At 57.6% G+C, this 21,852-nt stretch carries 21 protein-coding genes and 1 tRNA gene; 13 read left to right on the top strand and 9 right to left on the bottom strand.

From position 1 onward, the window contains the following. Nucleotides 1-39: 39 nt before the first annotated feature. A complete protein-coding gene (locus tag DYU11_RS13835; RefSeq protein ID WP_119668253.1) occupies nucleotides 40-891 on the top strand; it encodes an alpha/beta fold hydrolase in 852 nt (283 codons plus the stop codon). Between the two features lie 77 nt (nucleotides 892-968). Then, entirely contained in the window at nucleotides 969-2,279 is a 1,311-nt protein-coding gene (locus DYU11_RS13830) for an MFS transporter (protein WP_119668252.1), read from the top strand. An 8-nt stretch (nucleotides 2,280-2,287) separates the two neighbouring features. Here the strand turns inward: DYU11_RS13830 and DYU11_RS13825 are convergent, their stop codons facing one another. Next, a complete protein-coding gene (locus DYU11_RS13825) occupies nucleotides 2,288-2,482 on the bottom strand; it encodes a hypothetical protein (protein ID WP_119668251.1) in 195 nt (64 codons plus the stop codon). A gap of 396 nt (nucleotides 2,483-2,878) precedes the next feature. Here DYU11_RS13825 and DYU11_RS13820 point away from each other — a divergent pair. Both DYU11_RS13820 and DYU11_RS13815 read left to right on the top strand, forming a co-directional pair. Continuing rightward, nucleotides 2,879-2,953: transfer RNA gene (locus DYU11_RS13820), tRNA-Val, on the top strand. 232 nt (nucleotides 2,954-3,185) lie between these two features. Further along, nucleotides 3,186-3,752 carry a fasciclin domain-containing protein gene (locus DYU11_RS13815; RefSeq protein WP_119668250.1) on the top strand — a complete coding sequence of 189 codons (567 nt, stop codon included), beginning with the start codon at nucleotides 3,186-3,188 and terminating at the stop codon, nucleotides 3,750-3,752. 128 nt (nucleotides 3,753-3,880) lie between these two features. Here the strand turns inward: DYU11_RS13815 and DYU11_RS13810 are convergent, their stop codons facing one another. The 3 genes from DYU11_RS13810 to DYU11_RS13800 form a co-directional block, all read right to left on the bottom strand. Then, a complete protein-coding gene (locus DYU11_RS13810) occupies nucleotides 3,881-5,131 on the bottom strand; it encodes a PAS domain-containing sensor histidine kinase (protein WP_119668249.1) in 1,251 nt (416 codons plus the stop codon). A 16-nt stretch (nucleotides 5,132-5,147) separates the two neighbouring features. Continuing rightward, on the bottom strand, nucleotides 5,148-5,903 hold the full coding sequence (locus DYU11_RS13805) for an alpha/beta fold hydrolase (protein WP_310589471.1): 756 nt from the start codon (nucleotides 5,901-5,903) through the stop codon (nucleotides 5,148-5,150). Between the two features lie 324 nt (nucleotides 5,904-6,227). Further along, nucleotides 6,228-6,635, bottom strand: a complete 408-nt coding sequence (locus DYU11_RS13800; protein ID WP_119668247.1) for a hypothetical protein — start codon at nucleotides 6,633-6,635, stop codon at nucleotides 6,228-6,230. A gap of 226 nt (nucleotides 6,636-6,861) precedes the next feature. Between DYU11_RS13800 and DYU11_RS13795 the strand changes: the two genes are divergently transcribed. Then, nucleotides 6,862-7,260: a hypothetical protein gene (locus DYU11_RS13795; RefSeq protein WP_119668246.1), complete on the top strand. Its 399-nt coding sequence runs from the start codon at nucleotides 6,862-6,864 to the stop codon at nucleotides 7,258-7,260. A gap of 71 nt (nucleotides 7,261-7,331) precedes the next feature. On the opposite strand, the gene DYU11_RS13790 is transcribed toward DYU11_RS13795, so the two are convergent. The 3 genes from DYU11_RS13790 to DYU11_RS13780 form a co-directional block, all read right to left on the bottom strand. Then, entirely contained in the window at nucleotides 7,332-8,636 is a 1,305-nt protein-coding gene (locus DYU11_RS13790; RefSeq protein WP_119668245.1) for an NAD(P)/FAD-dependent oxidoreductase, read from the bottom strand. 12 nt (nucleotides 8,637-8,648) lie between these two features. Next, the gene (locus DYU11_RS13785; RefSeq protein WP_119668244.1) at nucleotides 8,649-9,734 is read right to left on the bottom strand and encodes a shikimate dehydrogenase; all 1,086 of its coding nucleotides are present in this window, start codon (nucleotides 9,732-9,734) and stop codon (nucleotides 8,649-8,651) included. An 82-nt stretch (nucleotides 9,735-9,816) separates the two neighbouring features. Then, entirely contained in the window at nucleotides 9,817-10,155 is a 339-nt protein-coding gene (locus tag DYU11_RS13780) for a hypothetical protein (protein WP_119668243.1), read from the bottom strand. Nucleotides 10,156-11,058: 903 nt separating this feature from the next. On the opposite strand from DYU11_RS13780, the gene DYU11_RS13775 reads away from it, so the two are divergent. Then, nucleotides 11,059-12,084 (top strand): sensor histidine kinase, encoded by a 1,026-nt coding sequence (locus tag DYU11_RS13775; RefSeq protein WP_147367938.1) that lies wholly within the window; start codon nucleotides 11,059-11,061, stop codon nucleotides 12,082-12,084. Next, on the top strand, nucleotides 12,081-12,872 hold the full coding sequence (locus tag DYU11_RS13770) for a LytR/AlgR family response regulator transcription factor (RefSeq protein WP_119668241.1): 792 nt from the start codon (nucleotides 12,081-12,083) through the stop codon (nucleotides 12,870-12,872). The genes DYU11_RS13775 and DYU11_RS13770 overlap by 4 nt, the downstream gene beginning before the upstream one ends. Here DYU11_RS13770 and DYU11_RS13765 read toward each other — a convergent pair. Beyond that, a complete protein-coding gene (locus tag DYU11_RS13765) occupies nucleotides 12,850-14,448 on the bottom strand; it encodes a 4Fe-4S binding protein (RefSeq protein ID WP_119668240.1) in 1,599 nt (532 codons plus the stop codon). The two genes, DYU11_RS13770 and DYU11_RS13765, sit on opposite strands and share 23 nt — an antisense overlap. Before the next feature lie 58 nt (nucleotides 14,449-14,506). Further along, nucleotides 14,507-15,232 (bottom strand): DUF547 domain-containing protein, encoded by a 726-nt coding sequence (locus tag DYU11_RS13760; RefSeq protein ID WP_119668239.1) that lies wholly within the window; start codon nucleotides 15,230-15,232, stop codon nucleotides 14,507-14,509. A 310-nt stretch (nucleotides 15,233-15,542) separates the two neighbouring features. Here DYU11_RS13760 and DYU11_RS13755 point away from each other — a divergent pair, with 310 nt between their 5' ends. The 6 genes from DYU11_RS13755 to DYU11_RS13730 all read left to right on the top strand — a co-directional run bounded on the left by DYU11_RS13755 (nucleotide 15,543) and on the right by DYU11_RS13730 (nucleotide 21,831). Next, complete coding sequence (locus DYU11_RS13755; protein WP_119668238.1) at nucleotides 15,543-17,099, top strand: GMC oxidoreductase; 1,557 nt, start codon at nucleotides 15,543-15,545, stop codon at nucleotides 17,097-17,099. Between the two features lie 12 nt (nucleotides 17,100-17,111). Next, nucleotides 17,112-18,149 carry a VOC family protein gene (locus DYU11_RS13750; protein WP_119668237.1) on the top strand — a complete coding sequence of 346 codons (1,038 nt, stop codon included), beginning with the start codon at nucleotides 17,112-17,114 and terminating at the stop codon, nucleotides 18,147-18,149. Nucleotides 18,150-18,203: 54 nt separating this feature from the next. Then, on the top strand, nucleotides 18,204-18,752 hold the full coding sequence (locus tag DYU11_RS13745) for a YHS domain-containing (seleno)protein (RefSeq protein WP_119668236.1): 549 nt from the start codon (nucleotides 18,204-18,206) through the stop codon (nucleotides 18,750-18,752). A gap of 87 nt (nucleotides 18,753-18,839) precedes the next feature. Then, complete coding sequence (locus tag DYU11_RS13740) at nucleotides 18,840-19,310, top strand: GlcG/HbpS family heme-binding protein (RefSeq protein WP_119668235.1); 471 nt, start codon at nucleotides 18,840-18,842, stop codon at nucleotides 19,308-19,310. A gap of 1 nt (nucleotide 19,311) precedes the next feature. Beyond that, complete coding sequence (locus DYU11_RS13735; RefSeq protein WP_119668234.1) at nucleotides 19,312-20,958, top strand: SMP-30/gluconolactonase/LRE family protein; 1,647 nt, start codon at nucleotides 19,312-19,314, stop codon at nucleotides 20,956-20,958. 57 nt (nucleotides 20,959-21,015) lie between these two features. Continuing rightward, entirely contained in the window at nucleotides 21,016-21,831 is an 816-nt protein-coding gene (locus DYU11_RS13730) for an SDR family oxidoreductase (RefSeq protein ID WP_119668233.1), read from the top strand. Nucleotides 21,832-21,852: the final 21 nt, after the last annotated feature.

Below are 21,852 nucleotides of genomic sequence, written 5' to 3'. Positions count from 1 at the left end.
ATTCAATCATTCAGCCAGTCAGTTTGTCGATATTCCCGTATGCAGACGATTCGATTTGAAACGGAACCTGGCTTTCACGTCGTGGGGGATGCCTGGGGCGATGCGGCCAATCCGATTGTGTTGCTGCTGCACGGTGGCGGACAAACCCGGCATTCGTGGGGCGATACGGCCCGGTGGCTGGCCGAAGCAGGCTGGTACGCTATTGCGCTGGATGCCCGGGGGCACGGCGACAGCGACTGGTCGGCGGAAGGGCACTACAGCATCGACTACCTGGCCGGGGATCTGCGGGCCGTCATTCGCCAGCTTGGCCGGAAACCGGCCGTGGTGGGTGCGTCGATGGGGGGGATGACCGCGCTGATTGCCGAAGGGGAACGGGATGAATCGATCTGCTCGGCAATTGTGCTGGTCGACATTGCTCCCCGCGCCGAACAGAAAGGCATCGAGCGCATTTTCGCGTTCATGAGTGCCAACAAACACGGGTTCGCCAACCTCGACGAAGCGGCTGAAGCCGTGGCTGCCTATCTGCCAAATCGTCCGCGACCGCAGGACCACAGCCGGCTGGAGAAGAACCTGCGCCGGAAAGCCGATGGGCGGTATTACTGGCACTGGGATCCGGTTATGCTCGACATCTGGCGGCAGGCCACTACGCCCGACAAACAGACCAGTAACGAAGAACGGCTCTACCGGGCCGCCAAAGCCCTGACCGTACCGACGCTGATTGTACGAGGGGGCATGAGCGATGTTGTGAGCGATAAAATAATGGCTGAATTTCTGGACCTGGTTCCGCACGTACGCAGCGTGAACGTCGCCGAAGCCGGCCACATGGTCGCCGGCGACTCCAACCACGCGTTTACGAAGGCGGTGATTCAGTTTTTGACTAATATTGAATGACGGAATGGTTGAGTGATTGAATTACTGAATAGTGGGCCAATTCAATCACTCAACCATTCCGTCATTCAATCATTTTTATGAAAAACAACCCTCGCACCTTAACCGCCTGGACGTACTACGATTGGGCCAATTCGGTTCATTCGCTGGTGATCGTATCCAGTATCTTTCCGGTGTATTTTTCCGCTACGGCCCTCAACGAAGCCGGCGGACCAGTCATTGATTTTCTGGGGGTTTCGATTAAAAATTCGGTTCTGTTTTCCTATACGGTATCGGCCGCTTTTCTGTTCACGGCTCTGCTGTCGCCGTTCTGTACGGCCATCGCCGACTACAGCGGTCGCAAGAAGGCGTTTATGAAGGCGTTCTGTTATGCCGGGGCCATTAGCTGCGGACTGCTGTACTTCTTCACGCCCGAAACGACCACCTTTGCCGTTATCATGTTCTGGCTCAGCCTGATCGGATGGAGCGGCAGTATCGTGTTCTACAATTCGTATCTGCCCGATATCGCCACCGAAGACCAGTTCGACCGGGTCAGCGCCCGGGGCTTTTCAATGGGCTACATCGGGAGTGTGCTGCTGATGGTGTTTAACCTGGTGCTGATTCTGAAGCCGGGCTGGTTCGGCAACATTTCCGAAGGCATGGCCTCGCGGATTGCCTTTCTGACCGTTGGGGTCTGGTGGATCGGCTTTGCGCAGATCCCGTTCAGCCGACTGCCCGATGGCGTTCGGAAACCGCAGGTGCCGGGCAACTGGCTGTTCAACGGCTTCAACGAACTGCGGCACGTCTGGCGGGCGTTGCAGGGGCGACCGCTGGCCAAGCGCTTTCTGGTGGCTTTTTTCGTCTATAACATGGGCGTGCAGACGGTCATGTACGTAGCGACGATCTTCGGCAGCGACGAGCTGAAACTACCCGCCCAGAGCCTGATCATTACCATTCTGCTAATTCAACTGGTGGCTATTGCCGGGGCGTATGCGTTTGCCCGGCTATCGGAGCGGTTCGGGAATACCTACGCCCTGATGGTGGCCGTTCTGATCTGGGTCGGCATCTGCGCCGGGGCCTACTTTGTACAGACCGAAACCCAGTTTTTTGGTCTGGCGGCCGTAGTCGGTCTGGTGATGGGCGGTGTTCAGTCACTGTCGCGGTCGACCTACTCCAAACTGATTCCCGCCACGACCGACACGGCCTCGTATTTCAGCTTCTACGACGTAACGGAAAAAACGTCTATCGTACTTGGCACGGCGGTGTACGGTCTGATCGAGCAGATTACGGGCAGCATGCGTAACAGCGTACTGGCTCTGCTGCTGCTGTTCGTAGTGGGCTTCGTACTGCTGTGGCGGATTCCATCGCAAAAAATCTACGGTGTGCGTTTGGAAACCGAAGGAGTTGCGTAAGAGGCTGGTCAGGACCTGCCAGCCTGCGTTCCATCTTTCGCCCGGCCCCGAACTTCATACTGGTAGGTTAATGGGTCCTGTTCCCATTTTACCGTCCCTGCATGCTTCGCTGCGTCAAACCCTTTGGGTTTTTTTCTGACGGCTTTCTTAATTTGCTTCTCAACATCGGTGGCAGAAGCGTTTTTAGGAATGGTGATCGTCATACGATAAAGCAATTATACCACGGCAAATAACGTGAAATAGGCGATTTGAGAGAGCCATCCTCTGTCATCCCGACGATAGGAGGGATCTTCGGTAGCCGTAGAGCCTGTTAGTCTCACCCAAAGATTCCCGCTTCGGCGGGCCGATCCTATCGTCGGGATGACAGAAGATAGCCAATTTTTAAATCCATCTTTCAGTAAGTTACATTGATACCTATCCACAATTTAGACGTTGTAAATACTTAAAATGAAGAAATTTAATCCTGAATAGTCGCCCGGCACCATTCTGCTTATGGCAGAAGCGGGAAACGTCTGTGGCGGATCCCATCGCAAAAAATCTACGGCGTGCGTTTGGAAACCGAAGGACTTTTATAAATTTGCAGTCCCGCAAGGGGACAAAGGAGGTTAGCTCAGTTGGTTCAGAGCGCTGCTTTGACAGAGCAGAGGTCAGCGGTTCGAGCCCGCTACTTCCTACTACGGCAAGCCCCGGATCGTGATGATCCGGGGCTTTTTTCATATCGACGTGGTTACAGCCCGCAAATGCTGTCAGTGAATGTACCTTACTGCCCATATTAACAAATTGCTACTATTAACTACTTATTTATTCCATTATAAACAATCTGGTTAATCAGGCCGTTGGCAATCTGAACGTTAACCTGACAACGGGTGTCAGGCCCTACCTTCATCACTTACTCAGTAACCAGTTATGTTTAAGCAAACCATGTTTAGTCTGGCCCTCGGCATTACGCTGCTAACAGGAGCCGCCGTTTCTGCCCAGGCGCAGTCAACCAACACCATGCCGGCTCAGTCGGGCACATCGAATGGAGCCATGGGGGCTTCTACAGGAAAGGATTTAGCCGCCAGCGCGGGTATGTCGTCCGACCACACCACGCTGCTTCAGGCGTTGCAGGCCGCTGGTCTGGCCGATCGGGCCAAAGGGGCCGGTCCGTACACGGTGTTCGCACCGACCAACGATGCCTTCGCCAAGCTGCCCGCCGGTACGCTTGACAACCTGCTCAAGCCGGAAATGAAAAAACAACTGACCGGCATCCTGGCGACTCACGTGGTACAGGGTAGTGTGAAAGCGGCCGATCTGAAGGATGGTCAGACGATTAAAACCGTCAACGGCGAAACGCTGACCGTAAGCAAGCAGGGCGATACGGTGATGATCAAAGATGCCAAAGGTGGTTCCGCTACCGTAACAATGGCCGATATTCAGGCAACGAACGGCGTTGTTCACTCGATCGATACGGTGTTGATGCCGTCGAAATAAGCAGTACGCCTATTGACAACGAAAGGGACTGGCCTCAGGCTGGTCCTTTTTTTATGGTACCTGATGTATCGGTTCAGAATCAGGTGTATACAGTCGATGCCTACCTGATGGGTCTTTTAAGCGTGCCGTTAGACCGGCAGGTACACGCTGAACGTAGCGCCCTCGCCCGGCCGGCTGTGGGCGGTGATGGCCCCGCCGTGGTTGGTAACGACCTTGGCGCAGATGGCCAGCCCGATGCCTGTACCGGCGTATTGGCTGCGCCCGTGGAGTCGCTGAAACACCTGAAAAATACGGTCGACGTATTTCTCATCGAACCCAATGCCGTTGTCGGATACATCAATGCGGTGGTACATACCGGCCGTACGGGCTGGAACAACAGCAGGAGGTAGGTCGTCGGCCGCTACCTGGCAGACCGTGATGCGAATCCGGGGGGAGATTGGGTTGTCGTCGGTCGATGTTCGGCGGAACTTCAGGGCGTTGCTGAGGAGATTCTGAAATAACTGGCCCAACTGCGACGGATCGCCTTTCACCGGGGGCAGTTGGTCAATGACAACCGTAGCGTGAGCCTCCTGAAGGGCCAGTTCAAGGTCGATCAGTACGGCATTGATCACGGTCGACAACTGGACAAAGGAGCTGGTGTTCTGCCGGGTGGAAATGCGCGAGAACGCCAGCAGGTCTTTGATGAGCATCGACATCCGGCTGGCCGCCAGTTGCATCCGTTCCAGCAGGGCCGTTCCTTCGCCAAGCTCCGTTGCGTACTGCGTTTTCAGCATATCGCTGAACGACTGAATCTTGCGCAGGGGTTCCTGAAGGTCGTGGCTGGCTACGTAGGCAAACTGCTGCAGGTTTTCGTTGGAGCGTTTCAGGTCGGCATTCAGATAATGGAGGTTGCTGTTGGCGATACTCAGTTCCTGCGTTCGTTCGGCTACGCGCTCTTCAAGTTCAGCCGCCAGGGCCCGGTAGCGGGCTTCGCTTTCCTCCACAGCCTGCCGGGCCTGTTCCGCAGCTTTGCGGGCCTGAATGAGTTCTGCTTCAAACAGGTGACGCTGGTCGAGGGGGAGGTAGGCGCAGTAGATCAGCCGCTGACCGTCGACCTCCCGGCAGAGCGCGTTAAGCAGGATTTGTGTGCGCTGATTGGACCGGCTCAGCAGGGTGAGCGCCACTTCATCGACCCGCCCTTTCAGGGTTAGTAGCGGATAGATATGCGTTTGGTAAAAAAGGCGGCTCGCCAGCGAAAGCAGGTTGGCAAACGGTTGCCCTTCCAGTTCAGCCGCGGTATACCCGACGTGATCTTCCACCGTTGCGTTGATCTGCGTGATATAACCGGCTTCAGTAAAAAGAATGACCCCACAGGGAAGCTGGTCAACGAGATCGTCCATAACTGCAAGTGTAGGATTAAGCCACCATTGCGTGGGTCAGATAATCGTCCATCAGTTCGATGGTTTCGGTTGGGGCACTCATGTGGGGGCAGTGGCCGGTTGCCTTCATGTACCGAAGCGTGCTTTTGGGTAGGTGCTGATGCATGTATTCACCAACCGGCTGCGGGGCAATGATGTCGTCGGCACACTGCAGAATCAGCGCTGGTATCTGCAGATAGGATAAATCCCGGCGATTATCAGACAGCAGGGTGGCCCGGGCAAACTGCTGCATAATGACCGGATCGGTCGAACAAAAGCTGTCGGTCAGCTCCTTTCCGAGGCCGGGGCGGTCGGCATTGCCCATGATGGCGGGTGCCAGCGAATTGGCCCAGCCGATGAAGTTATGGTCCATCAGGCTCAGCAGTTCGTCAATGTCAGCCTGCTCAAACCCACCGAAGTACCCGGGCTGGTCGTTGAGATAGCGAGGGGAGGGGCCAATCAGGATGAGCTGGTCAAAATACCGGGGCTGCTGTATGGCGGCCAGCAGTCCGATCATGGAACTGACCGAATGGCCGACGAAGATCGTATTGGTCAGTTGAAGGGCTTCGCAGATGTCGAGTACGTCCTGAGCGTAGCCGGTCAGTTCGCCGTACCGATTGGGGTCGTAGGCCGTCTTGTCCGATTTGCCCGAACCGACGTAGTCGAACAGAACGATCCGGTACCGGTCTTCAAACGCCGGCGTTAAAAAACGCCACATGTGCTGATCACACCCAAATCCGTGCGCAAACAGCATAGGCTGGGTTCCATGACCGAAAACCTTCACATTGTTTCGCTTTAAAACCCCTTCATGCATAGCCTTACTCGTTTCGTTGGACGAATATACGTAATGAACGTATTGTTCTATACGATTTCTATCGATTAGCCACTGAAATCGATCGGGACCGGGTTGGGAAGAAGCCGGCAGCCTGACACTTTCTGAGAAAGTAAATTGGCCGCTGCCGGCTAGGATCGGATGGGGGGGGGCTGAACGGTCAGGACAATGACGCTTTCCGGGTGTTCTTTCTAACCTGAAACAGATCGCGGGGCCTCCTGCCGAAAGCCCCGCGCCTGCAATGATTTACTGGTGTTCGGTCCTGCCGAACAACGGATCGGACCAACCCGATGTTTCGCGCTGGTTGACCAGCAGCGGACTGAGGTCTTCTTCCGTGAGTGGGTCAAACAGCGGCCATAGATCCCGGTCCGCAAAATAGATGGTAATCAGTGGAACCCGCAGGCCGGGATTATCCGGGTGGGTCACGTGGCGCAGGTACGGAATCATAGCTACCACGTAACAGCCCTGTTCGGGTTCGGGCGTGAACACCGTCAGCGTATGTTCGGTGCCATACTGGAAGGTTGGCCCCGTGGCTGTATCAAAATCCGTCCAGGCGTCGGGACACAACTGCGTCGCCGAATGCCGGCTGATTCCGTGGTAAAGCATAAGCCGCAATAACACCTCCGGCTTAGGTAATGACACGTTCTCCTGCATGTTTTAGTTATGTTGTTTACTGTTTCAAGCGCATCATAAAAGTAGGTATTTTATACGATATATAAAAGCTAAAAATCTGTTATTTCGGGCCGGAAGAAACGTTTATGATCTCTGGCGAGTTTATAGCGTACAGCCGCGCAACAGAACTGGCAGGCCCATGTCCATCGCTGATTGAAGGCATGGATTCCGGGCCCGACGGAACTACCTGCGGCTGTGCACCAACGTTATGAAACAGCTACAACTAATGATTGCAATACTGCTGATGGGAGCGTCGGCGGTTGCGCAAACGAAACCCGCAGCCACTACGCCACCGACCGTTGTTTCGGTGGTCGAAGGGGTTACGGGGAAAGATTTTCAGCCGGATACGTCCTATGCGGCTTTGACTCAGGAAGACGCTACGTTGCTGGCCAAAGAGCCGGTTGCCAACTGGAGTTTGGCGCAGGAGTCGGGGCAGATGATGTATTACAACCTGGTGATCGGTACCCGTTCGTACCAGTTGCTCGTTACGCGGTCGCCAAAGTCTTCGCTGCCGACAGCCACTCTGCTGCGGTACACAACGCCTAAATCAAAACCGGAAACGATAGCCCGGGGATCGCTGAAGCCGAAAGAGGATAAGGGGAAATAGCGACCGGTACGATCTGTCCGAATCAGCGAAGCCGCATTCATACGTGAGTGCGGCTTCGCTGCGTTTGGTGGTCAGGACCGGACCAGTGGGCGGGCGTCCGGCTGATCAGCGGTCAGGGCCCGCCGTTGCCGGAATCGGAACAGGTGCGCCCAGTCGCTCAGGGCATCGACCATCACCCGGCGGGATGGCATGAAGAAGTGGAAAAAGGCCCAGCGCATGCCCCAGGCAATCGGTCCGGTAAATTGCAGGCCGTACAACTCCGAAATGCCTTTCCCCAATCCCAGACTGGCCGACTGCCCCAGGCCCCGGTACGTAAACGGCTGCAGTCGACGGCCCCGGATCGCCCGGGCGATGTTACGACCAACGTAGTCGCCATGTTTGATGGCCCAGAGCGCATTGGCCGGACAGGCATCGGTGGTGTGCCGGTAGGGAACGTGACAGGCGTCTCCACCGCCCCAGATGGTGCTATGACCCGGAATCTGCTGGTACGCGTTGGTGATCAATCGCTGCTGGTTGTCGCGGGCCATGAACTCCGTCCCCTGCAGTACCAGGCGGCTTTGCCCTACCGTCGAAATAACCAGCCGGGCGGGCAGAAACTGGCCGTCGTTCAGCAAAGCACCCGCTCCGTTGATTTCAACAATTCGCCGGTAGCTGACCAGCTCAATGCCGTAGCCGGCGATGGTCTTTTCGGCGTAGCGGACCAGCCGGTTGTAGGCAGGCCGTAACGACGGCAGGATTCGGTCGCCACTATGAACCAGTCGGATCTGCGGCTGTATCCCCTGCAGGGAAGGATAGCCCGCCTTCAATACGGTAAGGTACTCGGCCAGGTTCGTGGCGATTTCCACGCCGGTGAAGCCACCCCCGGCTACCACAAACGACAGGTACTGCCGGGCGAGGGCCGGCGGTTCGGCGGCCGCCTGCGCTACCAGATCCTGAATAGCCTGCTTGGTCCGTCGGAAAGCGGCCGGTTCCTTGATCTGGTAGCCAAACGAGCGAATGCCCGGGATGGCTTCGCTGTCGTGGGCACCAATGCCCAGCAGCAGATGGTCGTAGGGAATAACCAGTTTTGTTCCGTTGCTCTGGGCTACGTTAACCACCTTGGCTACCGTATCCAGGGCGGTTGCCACCCCCTGTATCAGCCTGGCTTTAGGCATGAGTTCGGCCAGTGGGCTGGCCTGGCTTTGTTCGCGGAGGATTCCCGTCAGCGTTTCGGCCGTCCAGCCGTGGAAGGCATGGTGCGTGTTGGGGCAGATTACGGTGATCTGTACGTGCCCGGCGTCGATCGCCGACCGTAAGCGCCGGACGAGCGAGCGATAGGCCCAGACCGATACGTAACCACCGCCGAGCAGGACAATTTGGGTAGAGGCAGGTTTCATGGAGCAGTGGGTTTAGCTGATCAGTACGGATTCCGGTTCCTGCGCTACCTGAACCGTTTCGGTAGTCCCGATGGGCCGGCCGAAGCTGTAATCGCGCGAAATGCCGAAGCCCAGGTGAGCAAACTGACGGGCGACCCGGCTGATGTATTCCGCCTGCCCGAGCGTTGGGTGGCCGATGCTGAAATGTCCGTTGTAGTCGGCTTTGGCCAGGAGCATCGTTTCGGCTAAACAGGCGTAGGAGATCTGGCGGGGCAGCCCGATGTACCGATCCAGTTTCAGGAAGGGCATGGATACCAGGCCACCATCAATCACGGTCACGTCGGGGCGTTGCCGGAGCAGGGAAGGGTGCGTATTACGGGGCTGGGTGTCGTCCAGCACAATGGCCCCGGGTTTCAGGTGGCCGCTATCCAGCAACGCATCGGCTGCGCTGGTCAGCAGCACAACGATGTCGGCCTGCCGTACGTCGGTCATCTGCTGCGATACTACCGGCCGCACCCGAGCATTAATGCCGGTCATCTCGGCTGCAAGCGCCGTAAGCTTTCGTTCGTTGCGGGCCACGAGCATATAATCGGCCGTGGGCTGGTACGTAGCCAGCAGCTGAGAAACCAGACTGCCGACGCTGCCGGTAGCACCCACCAGCGCCACGACGGGGTTTGGCTTTGAGGAGGTATGGATTAACTGGGCCACTTTCTGCCAGGTGATGTAGGCAGTGAACGCGTTGCCGTTGGTGACCGAGATGGGCGAGTTTTTGACCAGCAATTTTCCCCCGAGGGTGACCGGCGAAGTAAGCGCCCCGAGCCCGACCAGTTCCGCACCTTTGGCAGCGGCCAGTTGAACGGCCTGCTCAATGCGGGGCAGCATGGCTTTCTGCTGTTCGAGGATTTGCCGGCCGGTATACGGCAGCATGATGATATGTCCTTCGGGTTCGGTAGCGCCCGGAGTCAGGGTTACGTCGCTCCAGACGAACGGCGGCAGGGGGCGGTTACGGAGCGCCAGCCGGTAGATGGAGTCCGGAATCAGGCCCAGTGGTTTAGACAGGGACCGCATATCCGTCTGGTAGCTGGCACGCATGTGGATCAAAAACGCAAATTTTTTCATGGGATTAATAAAAGAGGAAGGTTTTCTGAAAGAAGTCGGGACAGTGGCCTGCTCCGGGAGACGGATTTGGTAAGGTAAGTCGTTAGGAAAGCTGAAAATGGAAACGTACGATGTGCGTTTGTTGACGGGAACCTGACTGTCCGGTCAGTTTGCGACCCAGCAACTGCCGGGTGAGTTCGGCGTTGATCCGCTCGTTGTCGGTGTGAACAACCAGATCGGTCAGGCGCTGATCGGCACCGATCCGGAAGCTGACGACGATGACACCGCTCCGGCCCGACTCGATCAGCGCGGTGGGGCATTGCACACCGGCGGTAAGCTGAGTTGCCAGCGACTGGCCGTGGCGGGATGTTTGCGGATGAACAGGACGGGCCTGGGCGGTGGTGAACAGAAGCAGGAAAGCAGGCAACAATAGCGTTTTCATGAGTATGTGTTGTTTGAGGATTGAACGTGTCGTGTTGACGGATCAAAAGTAGAGGGACGCCCGGTGGAGGGAAACAAATAAAAGCGTGGGTGACCCGAAACGGCCCCTGACTCGTCGGATCGGACGGCTAAGCCGTTGGCTGCTACCGTAAGCACAAAATCCGGGAGTCGGTATTGACAGTCCAGAAGAGTTTGTGAACTTCCCCGACAGCATGTCCGGGCCTTATTCGTAGCCGCACGCTGGCCTCGCGGCTCCACGTTTCAGCCTGAAGCAATCGGCGCCTGGGCGGTAGTGAACAGAAGCAGGAAAGCGGCAGGCATCAGGAGCGTTTTCATGAGTGCGTGTTAGTTGACGGTTGATCGCGTTGGGTTGATGCTGTAAAAGTAGCCGCTACAACCAGGCCCGTGGGACCGATGAGGGTGAAAGCCGGGGGTTGGTAGGTAAACCGGCTTGCTGTGTAGGTAAGACAAAAGCGCAGGTGACCTAAAACCGCCCTGACCCGTCGGATTGGGCTATTCGATCGGGGTTGCTGCTGCTACCGTATTGATAGAATCCGGGCGTGGGTATCGACATGACCGGCGATCTTGTGACTTCACCGACGGCATGTCCGGGCCTTATTCGTAGCTTCACAATAGGCTGCCGGCTCTACGTTTCAGCCTGCAACAACCCGACCGTCTGGCCAACCGTAGTGCATAGCGCGGAACGGGATTCAAACGCTGGCCGGTGGAGGCTACGATTCAGTCGCCGGTATGTTCGACTCGCGCAATGGATTCGACAAGTTGAGCAGGTGTTCGCTGGCGCATCAGGCCGGATGCTGTTGATTTGTCATACGGGTACTGAATCGTGAGCCGTCTGCTGCCTGAGAACCCGAAAGTTACGTACCACCTGATTTACCTGTTACGGATGAGATTTATTCATGACATACGCATTCGGGCCGGGGGGATCCTGGTGATTGCGCTGCTGCGTTTTGGCCTGATGGCCATGGAGGTCTGGCAGGGTAACGTACCTGTCCTGCTGGTCGTTGACAATACGCTTGTAGCCGCGTTGCTGATCTGGGAGTCGAGCCGGGCGGTGGTTCTCTACACCCATCGCCGGTACCCGCTCAGTGACCTCTCGGGTCGGCGGTTTGGCCGGGAAGCGCTATTGCTGTTGCTGGTGATTGGGCTGATATATGGGGTCCGGATGGCCGTTTTCAGCTATTTCTTCACCTATGCTCAGGGGCCGCTGCTGTTGCACCTGTTTGGGTTGTTTTATACCTGTCTGTATGGACTATTGGCGGCCGGTTTTTACGAACTGCTGATTTACATGGATGCCTGGCAGAAAGCCAATCAGGAGGCTGAGCAGCTCAAGAAAGCCAACCTCATCAGCCAGCTCGATTCGCTGAAAAATCAGGTGAAGCCCCACTTTCTGTTCAACAGCCTGAACACGCTGACGGCCCTGGTCGAGAAGGACACCGAGCAGGCCGTCAAGTTCATCGCCGAGTTGTCGAAGGTGTACCGCTACCTGTTGCAGAGCAACGAGAAGGAACTGATTTCGCTGGCCAATGAACTGCAGTTTACGCAGGCGTATTTCTTTCTGCTGCAAACCCGGTTCGGCCCCGGTATCTCGCTGACCGTATCGCAGGCCGATACCTACGCCGACTGCCTGATTCCGCCCCTGACGCTCCAGATGCTGGTAGAAAATGCGGTGAAGCACAACCAGGTTTCGATCAGTAAACCGCTGCACGTCAGCATCGATAGTCCGGACGGCCGGTGGCTGTGGGTGACGAACAACGTTCAGCAGAAGCGCGTCAGCGTACCGACTACCGGCACCGGACTCGCCAACATTGCCACGAAGTATAAACTCCTGAACCAACCGAACGTCGAAGTGCTGGCCGAGCCGACGCGCTTCACCGTTAAAGTTCCTCTTATTCAACCCGTTGCCGAATGAACTTATTTATCATTGAAGACGAAATCGTGGCGGCCGAACGCATCCGGGAGCTGGTGCAGCAAACCGCCCCCGACGCCCGGATTGTGGGCTGGGCCGACAGTATTGAAGACAGCGTCCGGTTCCTGCGCGCCAGCACGGCCGGCCCCGACCAGCCCGACCTGATCCTGATGGACATTGAACTGGTGGATGGGCAGAGCTTTGAAATTTTCCACGAAGTGGAGGTGCCCTGCCCGGTGATTTTCACGACCGCCTACGACGAATACGCCCTTCAAGCCTTCAAGGTACACAGCATCGACTACCTGCTCAAGCCCATCCAGCGCGAGGAACTGCGCAACAGCCTGACCAAGTTCCGGCAGCTCAGCGACCGCTACCGGACTACGGTACCCGCGTTCGACGTCAATGCGCTCATCGAAGGACTCCGGCGGTCGACGGCCCCGGCGCAGGGGGTGCACCGCGAGCACTTTCTGGTCCGGCAGGGGCAGCGGCTGATTTCCGTTGGTATTGATGAGGTGGCGTACTTCTACAGCGAAGACCGCGTTACGTTCCTGAAAGCCCACGACGGCCGGTATTTTCCACTCGACCAGACCCTGGAGGAAGTGGAGCAGCAGATCGACGAGCGGCAGTTTTTCCGGACCAGCCGCCAGTACCTGGTGGCCCGACCGGCCGTATCGGGCGTGTACGTACACCTCAACGGAAAACTCAAGGTGACGCTGAAACCGGCTATCCCCGACATGCTGTTCGTCAGCCGCGACCGGGCACCGGAATTTAAGAAATGGCTGGGCGGCTGATTGTCGGTTCGTACGGACCTATCCGCGCTCCGTTGGTATCCAGTACAATCGGGCGGGGTTCCAGCTGCCGGCCGGTTACCGGGCCGTTTTCCAGGGTCAGGACCCCACGCGGACAGACGGCCGAGCAGATGCCGCAGCCCACGCACGACGATCTGACAATGTCCTGACCGCGCTGGGCGTACCAGCGAACGTCGATGCCCATTTCGCAGTAGGTCGAACAGTTCCCGCAGGAAATGCACTGCCCGCCGTTGGTGGTGATGCGAAAGCGGGATTTGATGCGCTGCACCAGACCGAGGTAAGCGGCCAGCGGGCACCCGAACCGGCACCACACCCGGCTGCCCATCAGCGGATAAAATCCCGTGCCGACCACCCCGGCGAAAACCGACCCGATGCCGAAGCCGTACCAGCTACGCAGGTCGTAGGTGCTAATACCCAGTACAGAACCACTGCCGGTGAAGACGGTGTACAGTACGCCCAGCGTCATCACGACGGCGAAAGCCAGCACGCCATGAACGGAATAGCGCTCAATCTGCCAGGCTTTCAGTGACTTGTCGGACAGGTGGCGGTAGGGGTCGCCCAGCGTTTCGGCCAGTCCTCCGCAGCCGCAGACCCACGAGCAGTACCAGCGCTTGCCGAAAAAATACGTCAGCACCGGCACCCCGACCACAAACAGGGCAATGCCCCAGATCAGCATCCAGATTCCCAGCGTGCCGGCTTGCAGGTGGTTCTCGATGCGGTAGTCGAAGAAGAACGCGTAATCCAGCGGCCACATGTTTTTCAGGTCCTGACCGGGCAGGTTAAATCGCGCGAGCAGTTCCGCCAGGAGGAACGCAAAGGTGATCTGAAAAAACATGACCGATACCGTACGGACCTGCTGGTACGGATTGTTCCGGTACCGGACCAGCATCCGGACGCCCATCACCAGAATCACCAGCGTGTAGAGCGTACCGTACAGAAACCACTGACTGGCCGAGGGGCCGGTATTGGCGTTGCCGCTCAGCGCCCGGTTGAGCGGGTCGACCAGCAGCACCCAGTTGGTGAGGTACTCGGGGTAGAAATACAGGAGGACGTAGAAGCCAATCAGAAACACCGCTACGCTGATGCCGATCCAGCCCCGTGACGTGGCCGGGTGACGGAACAGGTGATCATTCGAGCTACCCGTGGGCAACTGGCGGCCGGCCATCGAATACAGCAGGGCTCCACAAATGGCCACTACGATGCTCAGGATGAAAAACAGGCCGGTATGCTGGGGGAAAAAGCCCGTACTGGCCGCTTTGGTGACGCTGAAAGCGTATTTGTCGTAGATGATCCGGTCCCATTCCTGCCGCCGGCGGTACTCGTCGTTGATCTGGTTCAGCGCGGCTTTAAAATCACCGATAAACTGGATTTGTGAACTGTAGCGTTTGCCCAGCATGGAAGCCGTTCGGGCACGGATAGCGGGCAGGTGTTCGGCTTTGATCGTTTGGGATAGAATCGTTTCCGTGAGCTGAAACTGGCTCAGGGTCAGCGAACCGATCCATACTGCAAAGCCAGTCAGAAACAGAATAAGGCCGGCGCGACGGAGTAGGGTTGGCATGGGAGAACGGGTTTAGGCGGTGAGGTGGGTGTATTGTGTGCTGACGCCGGGCGCAAGACTACCGACCGTTGAGGGTCCAGTTGTATTCGTAGAAACCAAGGGCGTAGTCGTTGGGGATTTTCTCGCGCCGGAAGCCGTTGATGTACCCCAGAATGGACTGGCCGCCTTTTGTGAAGTCGGATTTATACCAGTCGAATATCTTAGATACATTCACTTTTTTTTGCCCCCGGTTCACCTGAGTGAACGACGGGTCGTTGAGGGCCAGCCGGGCGCGTTCGTCGAGCTGGGCATCCAGTTTGTCCGGCATATAGGCGAAGCTGGCCAGGGGTGGACAACTGACAGCCGCGCAAACGACCACGAAATGAACCCGGGCATCGCCGAAGGCGTTCAGCAGCCGGTCTTTTTCGAGCTGGTTCAGGGTCATCTCCTGGCCTGCAATCCGGTGTTTGACCTTGTCGAAGAAGCCGGGCTGATCGAGCGGAGATTTAAGCGGATACTGCTGCACGACCCCGTTAATCACGGCTACGTTATAAGCATTGATGTAAAACGCTTTTTTCTCGGCATCGGACGCGCCCGACAGGGTCGTGTTCCCGGCTTGTTTGTAAAGGGCACTGAGGTCCGCCCCCGATTTTTTGAGCCGGCCGTAGTCGACGCGGCCATCGTCGACGTGGGCTTTCATGAAGGCGTCGGTCGCGTCGTTGAAGGCTTTCGGGCTTGTCTGGCCAAAAAGAGCCGTTGAGACCAGCAGAAAACAGAGGGGTAACCAATACGTACGTATGGGCATGAGCGGGATTGGCATAATTTACACAGATAAATCAACGGAGAATTCAGGCGGCAAGGTGTCGGATATCTGACAAACAAACAACTTCACGGTGAGCCGCCGATGGATAAACGGTTCACCGGGGCCAAAACACCGAATATAGCCGGGTCGTATAGTCACCTCCGGACAGCGGTGCAGCGTATCACCAATGGCGCCCATTTTCAGGTAAATCGTGGGGAATCCAGTTCCAATGTCATCCTACCGACATTTCCCCATTTCGGGGGCCCGTACCTTGAACTCGGAATTGTGATTAGCTACGTTAACCCGCCTTCCTATGCAACCTTCCTCGTACGATGTAATCATTATTGGTACTGGCTCCGGTGGGGGCACCCTGGCGCAGAAGCTCGCGCCCTCCGGCGAAAAAATTCTGCTACTCGAACGGGGTGACTTCATTCCGAAAGAAAAGGAAAACTGGGATGTTGACGAAGTGGTCGTAAAAGGCCGCTACCGGGCCGATGAGGTCTGGTATGACAAAGACGATCAGCCGTTCAAGCCGTTTACCCACTACGTTGTTGGCGGAAACAGCAAAATGTACGGGGCTGCCAGCTTCCGGCTCCGCGAATCGGATTTTCGGGAGGTACAACACCCGGCCGGTGTTTCGCCGGCCTGGCCGTTGACCTACGCTGATTTTGCTCCGTACTACACCCAGGCCGAGCGTCTGTTTAGTGTACACGGCGTGCGGGGTATCGATCCGTTCGAGCCACCCGCCAGTGACCCTTATCCGTTCGGCAGCATCCCGATTGAGCCGTTTACGGAGGAATTGTACCAGCATGTGCAGCAAACAGGGTTGAAGCCGTTCCCGATCCCGATGGCGGTGCGGCTGGCCGAAGATAATCCCTACTGGCCCGATGCGCCTACCGTTCTGGGTAATTTTGACGGGTTCCCGGACCCGACCGAAGCCAAGGCCGATGCGCACGTAACGGGCGTCCGGGCGGCTTTGCAGCACCCCAACGTCACGCTCATGACCCATGCGTTTGTGTATCGGCTCGGCACCGACGAAACCGGTCGGCGCGTAACGACGGTTGAGGTGGAACGACACGGGCAGCGCGAAACGTTTCGGGCGAATGTGATCATTCTCGCAGCCGGGGCTATCAATTCGGCGGCCCTGCTGCTGCGGTCGGCCAGTGACAGACATCCGCACGGACTGGCCAACAGCAGCGGACTGGTGGGGCGGAACTACATGGCGCATATCAACGGCTGCCTGATCGCCTACACGCCCGACAAGCTCAATACGTCGTTCTTCCAGAAATATTTCTGCATCGGCGACTTTTACGAATCCTCGGCCCGGAATCCTTATCCGCTGGGCGAGATTCAGCTCATGGGTAAGAACGATCCCGCAACGGTAGTCGGCCTGAGCCAGACGATGTTCCCCGACAAGGCTGCCGACTGGCTTTGTTCGCATAGCATCGACTTCTGGCTGACGACCGAGGACCTGCCCGACCCCGAAAACCGGGTGACCCTGACGCCCAGCGGCCATATCCAGCTCCTGTATCACCGGGAACGTAACAACGTGGCCGCTTTTGAGCAATTAAAACAGTCACTCAAAGACCTGTTCTGTCGGTTAGGCGACATTGACCCAGCCTTGAAGACCGTACATTGGGCCGGCTATGATCTGGGAATCAGTGGGGTGTCGCACCAGTGCGGTACGCTTCGATTCGGTACCGACCCGGCTACGTCGGTGCTTGATACTACCTGCAAAGCCCACGATCTCGACAATCTGTACGTCGCCGACGCCAGTTTTTTTCCGTCGTCGGGAGCGTATAATCCGTCGCTGACAACGGCTGCCAATGCGCTGCGGGTGGGAGATCATCTGTTGCAACAGGTTCTCTAACCGGTCTGTCCCATGATCCGCCATACGAACTACATAAGGCAGAGCCTGTTGCTCGCCGGGCTGCTGGTTGGATCGGTTCCCGGCCGGGCGCAGGTAGCCGAGCGGGTGATGCACCCGACCATCACGGTGTCGGACCTGAATCGGGTGTTGCCGTTCTACACGCAGGTGCTGTCGTTTGACCTGATCGGTACCCGTACCGTGGCGGCCGGCGTGGCAGCCCGGTTGTTTTCACTGCCCGATTCCACCCATTCCGTGCGCGTGGCAACGCTCCGGCTCGGGCAGGAAACCCTGGAACTGCTCGATTTTGTGGGGCCGGAAACGGGGCGTTCCATGCCGCCCGATTCGCGCAGCAATGACCGATGGTTTCAACATATTGCCATCGTGGTGAGCGACATCGACAAGGCGTACCGGCAGTTACGGCAGCATCGCGTCGGTCACGTATCCACTGCGCCCCAAACGCTCCCGGCCTATCTGCCGGCCGCGGCCGGGATTCGGGCGTTTTATTTTCACGACCCCGATGGTCACGTACTTGAACTGATCTGGTTTCCGCCCGGAAAAGGCAATCCCAGATGGCAGCCACCAGCCGCGGGGCGGCAGGACAGCGCCCTGTTCCTGGGTATCGATCACACGGCCGTCGCTTCCGCCGATACGGACCGGTCGCTGGCGTTCTACCGGGATGGGCTGGGGCTGCAGCTGGGTGGCACGAGCGAAAACTACGGTACGGAGCAGGAACACCTGAATCAGGTATTCGGTGCTCATCTGCTGATCTCGGGCCTGACGACCGGGCGGGGCATGGGTATCGAACTGCTGGATTATCTCGCTCCGCCGGGTGGTCGGCCGTATCCGGAAGCATCGCGGGCCAATGACCTGTGGCACTGGCATACGGTCCTGAAAGTCAGCGGGCTGGCTGCGTTTCGTGATCGGCTGCACCAGCAGGGATACCCGTTTCTGTCGCCCGGAATTGTTTCGCTCGACGGGTTGGGTCTGGCGGTCCGGCGCGGCCTGTGGCTTCGCGACCCTGACGGTCATGCGCTGCTCTTGTGTGAATAACGAATGCTGAAGTAAACCTCTTTATCAATCCGCCTTACTACCCATTAACTCAGTATGAAAGCTATCCTAAGTATGTTCGCTTTGGGTCTGTTGCTCATCGGAGCGGCCCATGCCCAGGTGCCCCAGCGAAGCCGCGACGGCAAATTCCTGCTGAACCTCGACCAGAACGGTTGCGCCCTGCAGGGCTACGACTGCGTGGCTATGTTTACCATGCCCGACCAGACCATCAAGGGTACGTCCAGCTTCGCTTCCGAATACGAAGGAGCCACCTACTGGTTTTCGTCGGCGGCCAATAAAGCCCTGTTCGACGCTGATCCGGCCAGGTACGCCCCTCTGTTCGGCGGGTTCTGCGCCATTGCTGTTGCCGAGGGAAACCTGCGGCCGATCCAGATCTGGACGCACCGTATCGTGGATGGTCATCTGACGGTCAATCATAACGCCAAAGCCCTGAAACTGTGGCTGGCCAGACCGGTAAAGAACCTGAAAACCGCCGAAAGCAAATGGCCGGCCGTGAGTCAGAAAGAGCCGAAGTATGATATTCTGAAGAAAGGTGAAACGCAGGAATCCCTGGCGGCCACCTCGTTCGAAGGACCGAAAGAATAAGCCGGTTCATTGATTCGTGGGGCCGGGTTCCCAAACCCGGCCCCACCACCAACCCGACCCCAGAACACACCTAATTTATTCTGCACGATGGCAACGTCTTTACTCATTACCAGCGTACTGATCACCCTGGCTACCCTCGCGCAGGCGCAGGTGAAAACAACGTACCTGCTCACACAGGAGAGCTGCAAAAAGATAGCGGCTGCTTCGCTCAAATACGCGGCCGACAACGCGGCTCCCGGTGGCAGCGTCGCCATTGTCGATGCGGGCGGACATCTGCTTTACCTCGAACGGATGGATGGCACCTTTGCCCAGGCCGCTGAGGTGTCGTTCCAGAAGGCCCGCTCGGCCGCGCTGTTCAAAAAGGAAACCAAAGGCTTTGAAGACAACATCAACGGCGGTCGCTTTGCGCTGACAACCGTAGGTCCCGTGATGCTGCAGGGCGGGTTTCCAATCATCTACAAAGGTGAGGTCATCGGAGCCATCGGCGTGAGCGGAGCCAAGAGCGCCGATCAGGACACCGAAATAGCTAAAGCGGGCGCCAGTGCGAAACTCGACTAAAATGATTCGACTCTGCATCCTGGCGATTCTGCTGATTTCGGGTCGGGCACGGGCGCAGGAAATCCGCGAACTGGCCTGGGGCAATGCCGTTGCCGTGGTCGACCTGCGTACCACCGAAGGCACGCAGCTGGTAAACGCGAAGTGGAAAACCCTGAATGCCCGAATCGTACCGGCCCCGTTCAACGCCCCCGGCCCGTCTGAAACGGACAACGCGCTTCTGTACCCAACCGGCAGGGCCATCAGCACCTTTGCGCTCGAACCGCAGGCCGGCACACCGGCGTTCGACCAGGCCGACTGGCAGGCCGTGGCGGCTACGGACCTCGAAACCCGCCGTGGCAACGGGCTGCTCAGCCACGTCTGGTACCGGGTGAAGGTCACGCTGCCGGAAACGGTAGGGACGTTTGCCGTGACCGGTTCGCGGGTACTGTTCGAGCTGGTGGCCGACGATTACAGCGAAGTCAGAATCAACGGCAAACTGCGTAAATCGTACGGAGCGCGGGCCAACGGCGTCATCAACGGCTATAATGCCCGCCAGCGTGTCTGGCTGACCGATGATGCCAAACCCGGCGAAACGGTCGACCTGGCCATTCTGGTAACCAACGGGCCGGTGGCTGATCTGCCCGGCAACTACGTCTGGATTCGGAGCGCGACCCTGGATTTTTACCCGAAAAAGCCGACGCCCGATGCCTGGACGAACCTGGGGCAGGTGGTTATGAGGCAGGATGAACTGAAAAAGGCGCTTGATCCGACGGTGAAAATCGAGAAAGTAGCCGATGGGTTTCAGTTTACCGAAGGGCCGGTCTGGCACCCCGACGGCTACCTGCTGTTCAGCGACCCGAATGCAAACGTCATTTACAAATACGACCCGACGATGGGCAACGTGACGGTATACATGACCAAAACGGGCTACACCGGCTATAACATCGGCGAATACCACCAGCCCGGTTCCAACGGCCTGGCCATTGACCCGCAGGGGCGGCTGGTTGTCTGTCAGCACGGCAACCGGCGGATCGTGCGCGATGAACTGAAAGGGCCCATGACGGTGCTCTCGGATACGTACGGCGGTAAAAAACTGAACAGTCCGAACGATCTGGTGATTAAATCAAACGGCGACATCTACTTCACCGACCCGCCCTATGGCCTGCCGAAAGCCTACGATGACCCGCGCAAGGAAACGCCCCACTCGGGCGTCTACCGCATTCGCAACGGCAAAACGGACCTGCTGACTACCGACCTCGGCGGACCAAACGGCATCGCGTTTTCGCCCGACGAAACGTACCTGTACGTATCGAACTGGGACATCCGCGCTATCCAGCGTACCAAAACGCTCTGGCGGTATGAGGTAAAATCCGACGGTATGCTGGCCAATGGCAGGGTATTTTTCGACCTGAACAAAAGCGACCCCGATGGTGGTCCCGCCGACGAAGCCCTCGACGGTGTGAAGGTGGATACCAAAGGCTATCTGTTCGTATCGATACCGGGGGGCGTAGGCATTCTCTCGCCGGCCGGTAGGTACCTTGGCAAAATCATCGGTCCCGAACGCCCGGCGAACATGGCCTGGGGCGACGACGGCAAGACGCTGTACCTGACCGCCCATACGGGTTTGTATAAAATCAGGACGGTGAACGGCGGCAGGCTGGCAAAATAGATTTCAGGACGAGCCGGGCTTGCCAGCCGGGTTCAATCAATTCACTCCCAACACCTCATGTATCAAAAACCAAATCAGCGGCTTGTCGGGCAGACGGCCATTATCACCGGCGCGAGTTCGGGTATTGGCCGGGCCTGTGCCATTGCCCTGGCCCGCGAAGGTGCCAACGTCGTCGTTAATTACATCGGCAACCCCGCCGGGGCCGAAGACGTGGCCGGTATCATCCGCGCCGACGACGGGCAGGTACTGCTGGTGCAGGCCGATATCAGCCAGGAAGATCAGGTACAGCAGCTGTTTGCGCAAACAATCGAGGCATTCGGGACGGTTGATATTCTGGTAAATAATGCCGGTTTACAGAAAGATTCGTTATTTGTCGATATGACCCTGGCGCAGTGGCGGTTTGTACTGGACGTGAACCTGACGGGACAGTTTCTGTGCGCCCGCGAAGCGGCCCGCGAGTTTCTGCGCCGGGGGCCACGGCCGGAGGTGTCGCAGGCGACCGGTAAAATCATTTGTATGAGTTCGGTACATGAGTTCATTCCGTGGGCGGGCCATGCCAACTACGCGGCTTCGAAAGGAGGGGTGATGCTGCTCATGAAGTCGATTGCGCAGGAACTGGGCGAGTACAAAGTCCGGGTAAACAGTGTAGCCCCCGGGGCGATTCGGACGCCCATCAACCGGGGCGCCTGGGAAACCCCTCAGTCGCTGAATCACCTGCTTAAACTGATCCCGTACAAACGAATTGGTGAAACATCGGACATTGGTGCCGTGGTGGCGTGGCTCGCATCCGACGAGGCTGATTATATTCACGGTCAGACCATCGTCGTCGACGGCGGTATGGCGCTTTATCCCGGATTTGAAGATAACGGGTAACTGACTAGTAAAGACCGGCCC

This window comes from Fibrisoma montanum (assembly GCF_003583365.1).
Classification (GTDB): Bacteria; Bacteroidota; Bacteroidia; order Cytophagales; family Spirosomataceae; genus Fibrisoma; species Fibrisoma montanum.
Note: the sequence above shows the minus strand (reverse complement) of the source record. Positions and strands in the feature narration are given on the sequence as shown.

Excerpts from the sequence above, each read along its gene's own strand:
- DYU11_RS13835 (WP_119668253.1), top strand. The coding sequence starts at position 40 with ATGCAGACGATTCGATTTGAAACGGAACCTGGCTTTCACGTCGTGGGG.
- DYU11_RS13830 (WP_119668252.1), top strand. The coding sequence starts at position 969 with ATGAAAAACAACCCTCGCACCTTAACCGCCTGGACGTACTACGATTGG.
- DYU11_RS13825 (WP_119668251.1), bottom strand. The coding sequence starts at position 2,482 with ATGACGATCACCATTCCTAAAAACGCTTCTGCCACCGATGTTGAGAAG.
- DYU11_RS13815 (WP_119668250.1), top strand. The coding sequence starts at position 3,186 with ATGTTTAAGCAAACCATGTTTAGTCTGGCCCTCGGCATTACGCTGCTA.
- DYU11_RS13810 (WP_119668249.1), bottom strand. The coding sequence starts at position 5,131 with ATGGACGATCTCGTTGACCAGCTTCCCTGTGGGGTCATTCTTTTTACT.
- DYU11_RS13805 (WP_310589471.1), bottom strand. The coding sequence starts at position 5,903 with ATGCTGTTTGCGCACGGATTTGGGTGTGATCAGCACATGTGGCGTTTT.
- DYU11_RS13800 (WP_119668247.1), bottom strand. The coding sequence starts at position 6,635 with ATGCAGGAGAACGTGTCATTACCTAAGCCGGAGGTGTTATTGCGGCTT.
- DYU11_RS13795 (WP_119668246.1), top strand. The coding sequence starts at position 6,862 with ATGAAACAGCTACAACTAATGATTGCAATACTGCTGATGGGAGCGTCG.
- DYU11_RS13790 (WP_119668245.1), bottom strand. The coding sequence starts at position 8,636 with ATGAAACCTGCCTCTACCCAAATTGTCCTGCTCGGCGGTGGTTACGTA.
- DYU11_RS13785 (WP_119668244.1), bottom strand. The coding sequence starts at position 9,734 with ATGAAAAAATTTGCGTTTTTGATCCACATGCGTGCCAGCTACCAGACG.
- DYU11_RS13780 (WP_119668243.1), bottom strand. The coding sequence starts at position 10,155 with ATGAAAACGCTATTGTTGCCTGCTTTCCTGCTTCTGTTCACCACCGCC.
- DYU11_RS13775 (WP_147367938.1), top strand. The coding sequence starts at position 11,059 with ATGAGATTTATTCATGACATACGCATTCGGGCCGGGGGGATCCTGGTG.
- DYU11_RS13770 (WP_119668241.1), top strand. The coding sequence starts at position 12,081 with ATGAACTTATTTATCATTGAAGACGAAATCGTGGCGGCCGAACGCATC.
- DYU11_RS13765 (WP_119668240.1), bottom strand. The coding sequence starts at position 14,448 with ATGCCAACCCTACTCCGTCGCGCCGGCCTTATTCTGTTTCTGACTGGC.
- DYU11_RS13760 (WP_119668239.1), bottom strand. The coding sequence starts at position 15,232 with ATGCCCATACGTACGTATTGGTTACCCCTCTGTTTTCTGCTGGTCTCA.
- DYU11_RS13755 (WP_119668238.1), top strand. The coding sequence starts at position 15,543 with ATGCAACCTTCCTCGTACGATGTAATCATTATTGGTACTGGCTCCGGT.
- DYU11_RS13750 (WP_119668237.1), top strand. The coding sequence starts at position 17,112 with ATGATCCGCCATACGAACTACATAAGGCAGAGCCTGTTGCTCGCCGGG.
- DYU11_RS13745 (WP_119668236.1), top strand. The coding sequence starts at position 18,204 with ATGAAAGCTATCCTAAGTATGTTCGCTTTGGGTCTGTTGCTCATCGGA.
- DYU11_RS13740 (WP_119668235.1), top strand. The coding sequence starts at position 18,840 with ATGGCAACGTCTTTACTCATTACCAGCGTACTGATCACCCTGGCTACC.
- DYU11_RS13735 (WP_119668234.1), top strand. The coding sequence starts at position 19,312 with ATGATTCGACTCTGCATCCTGGCGATTCTGCTGATTTCGGGTCGGGCA.
- DYU11_RS13730 (WP_119668233.1), top strand. The coding sequence starts at position 21,016 with ATGTATCAAAAACCAAATCAGCGGCTTGTCGGGCAGACGGCCATTATC.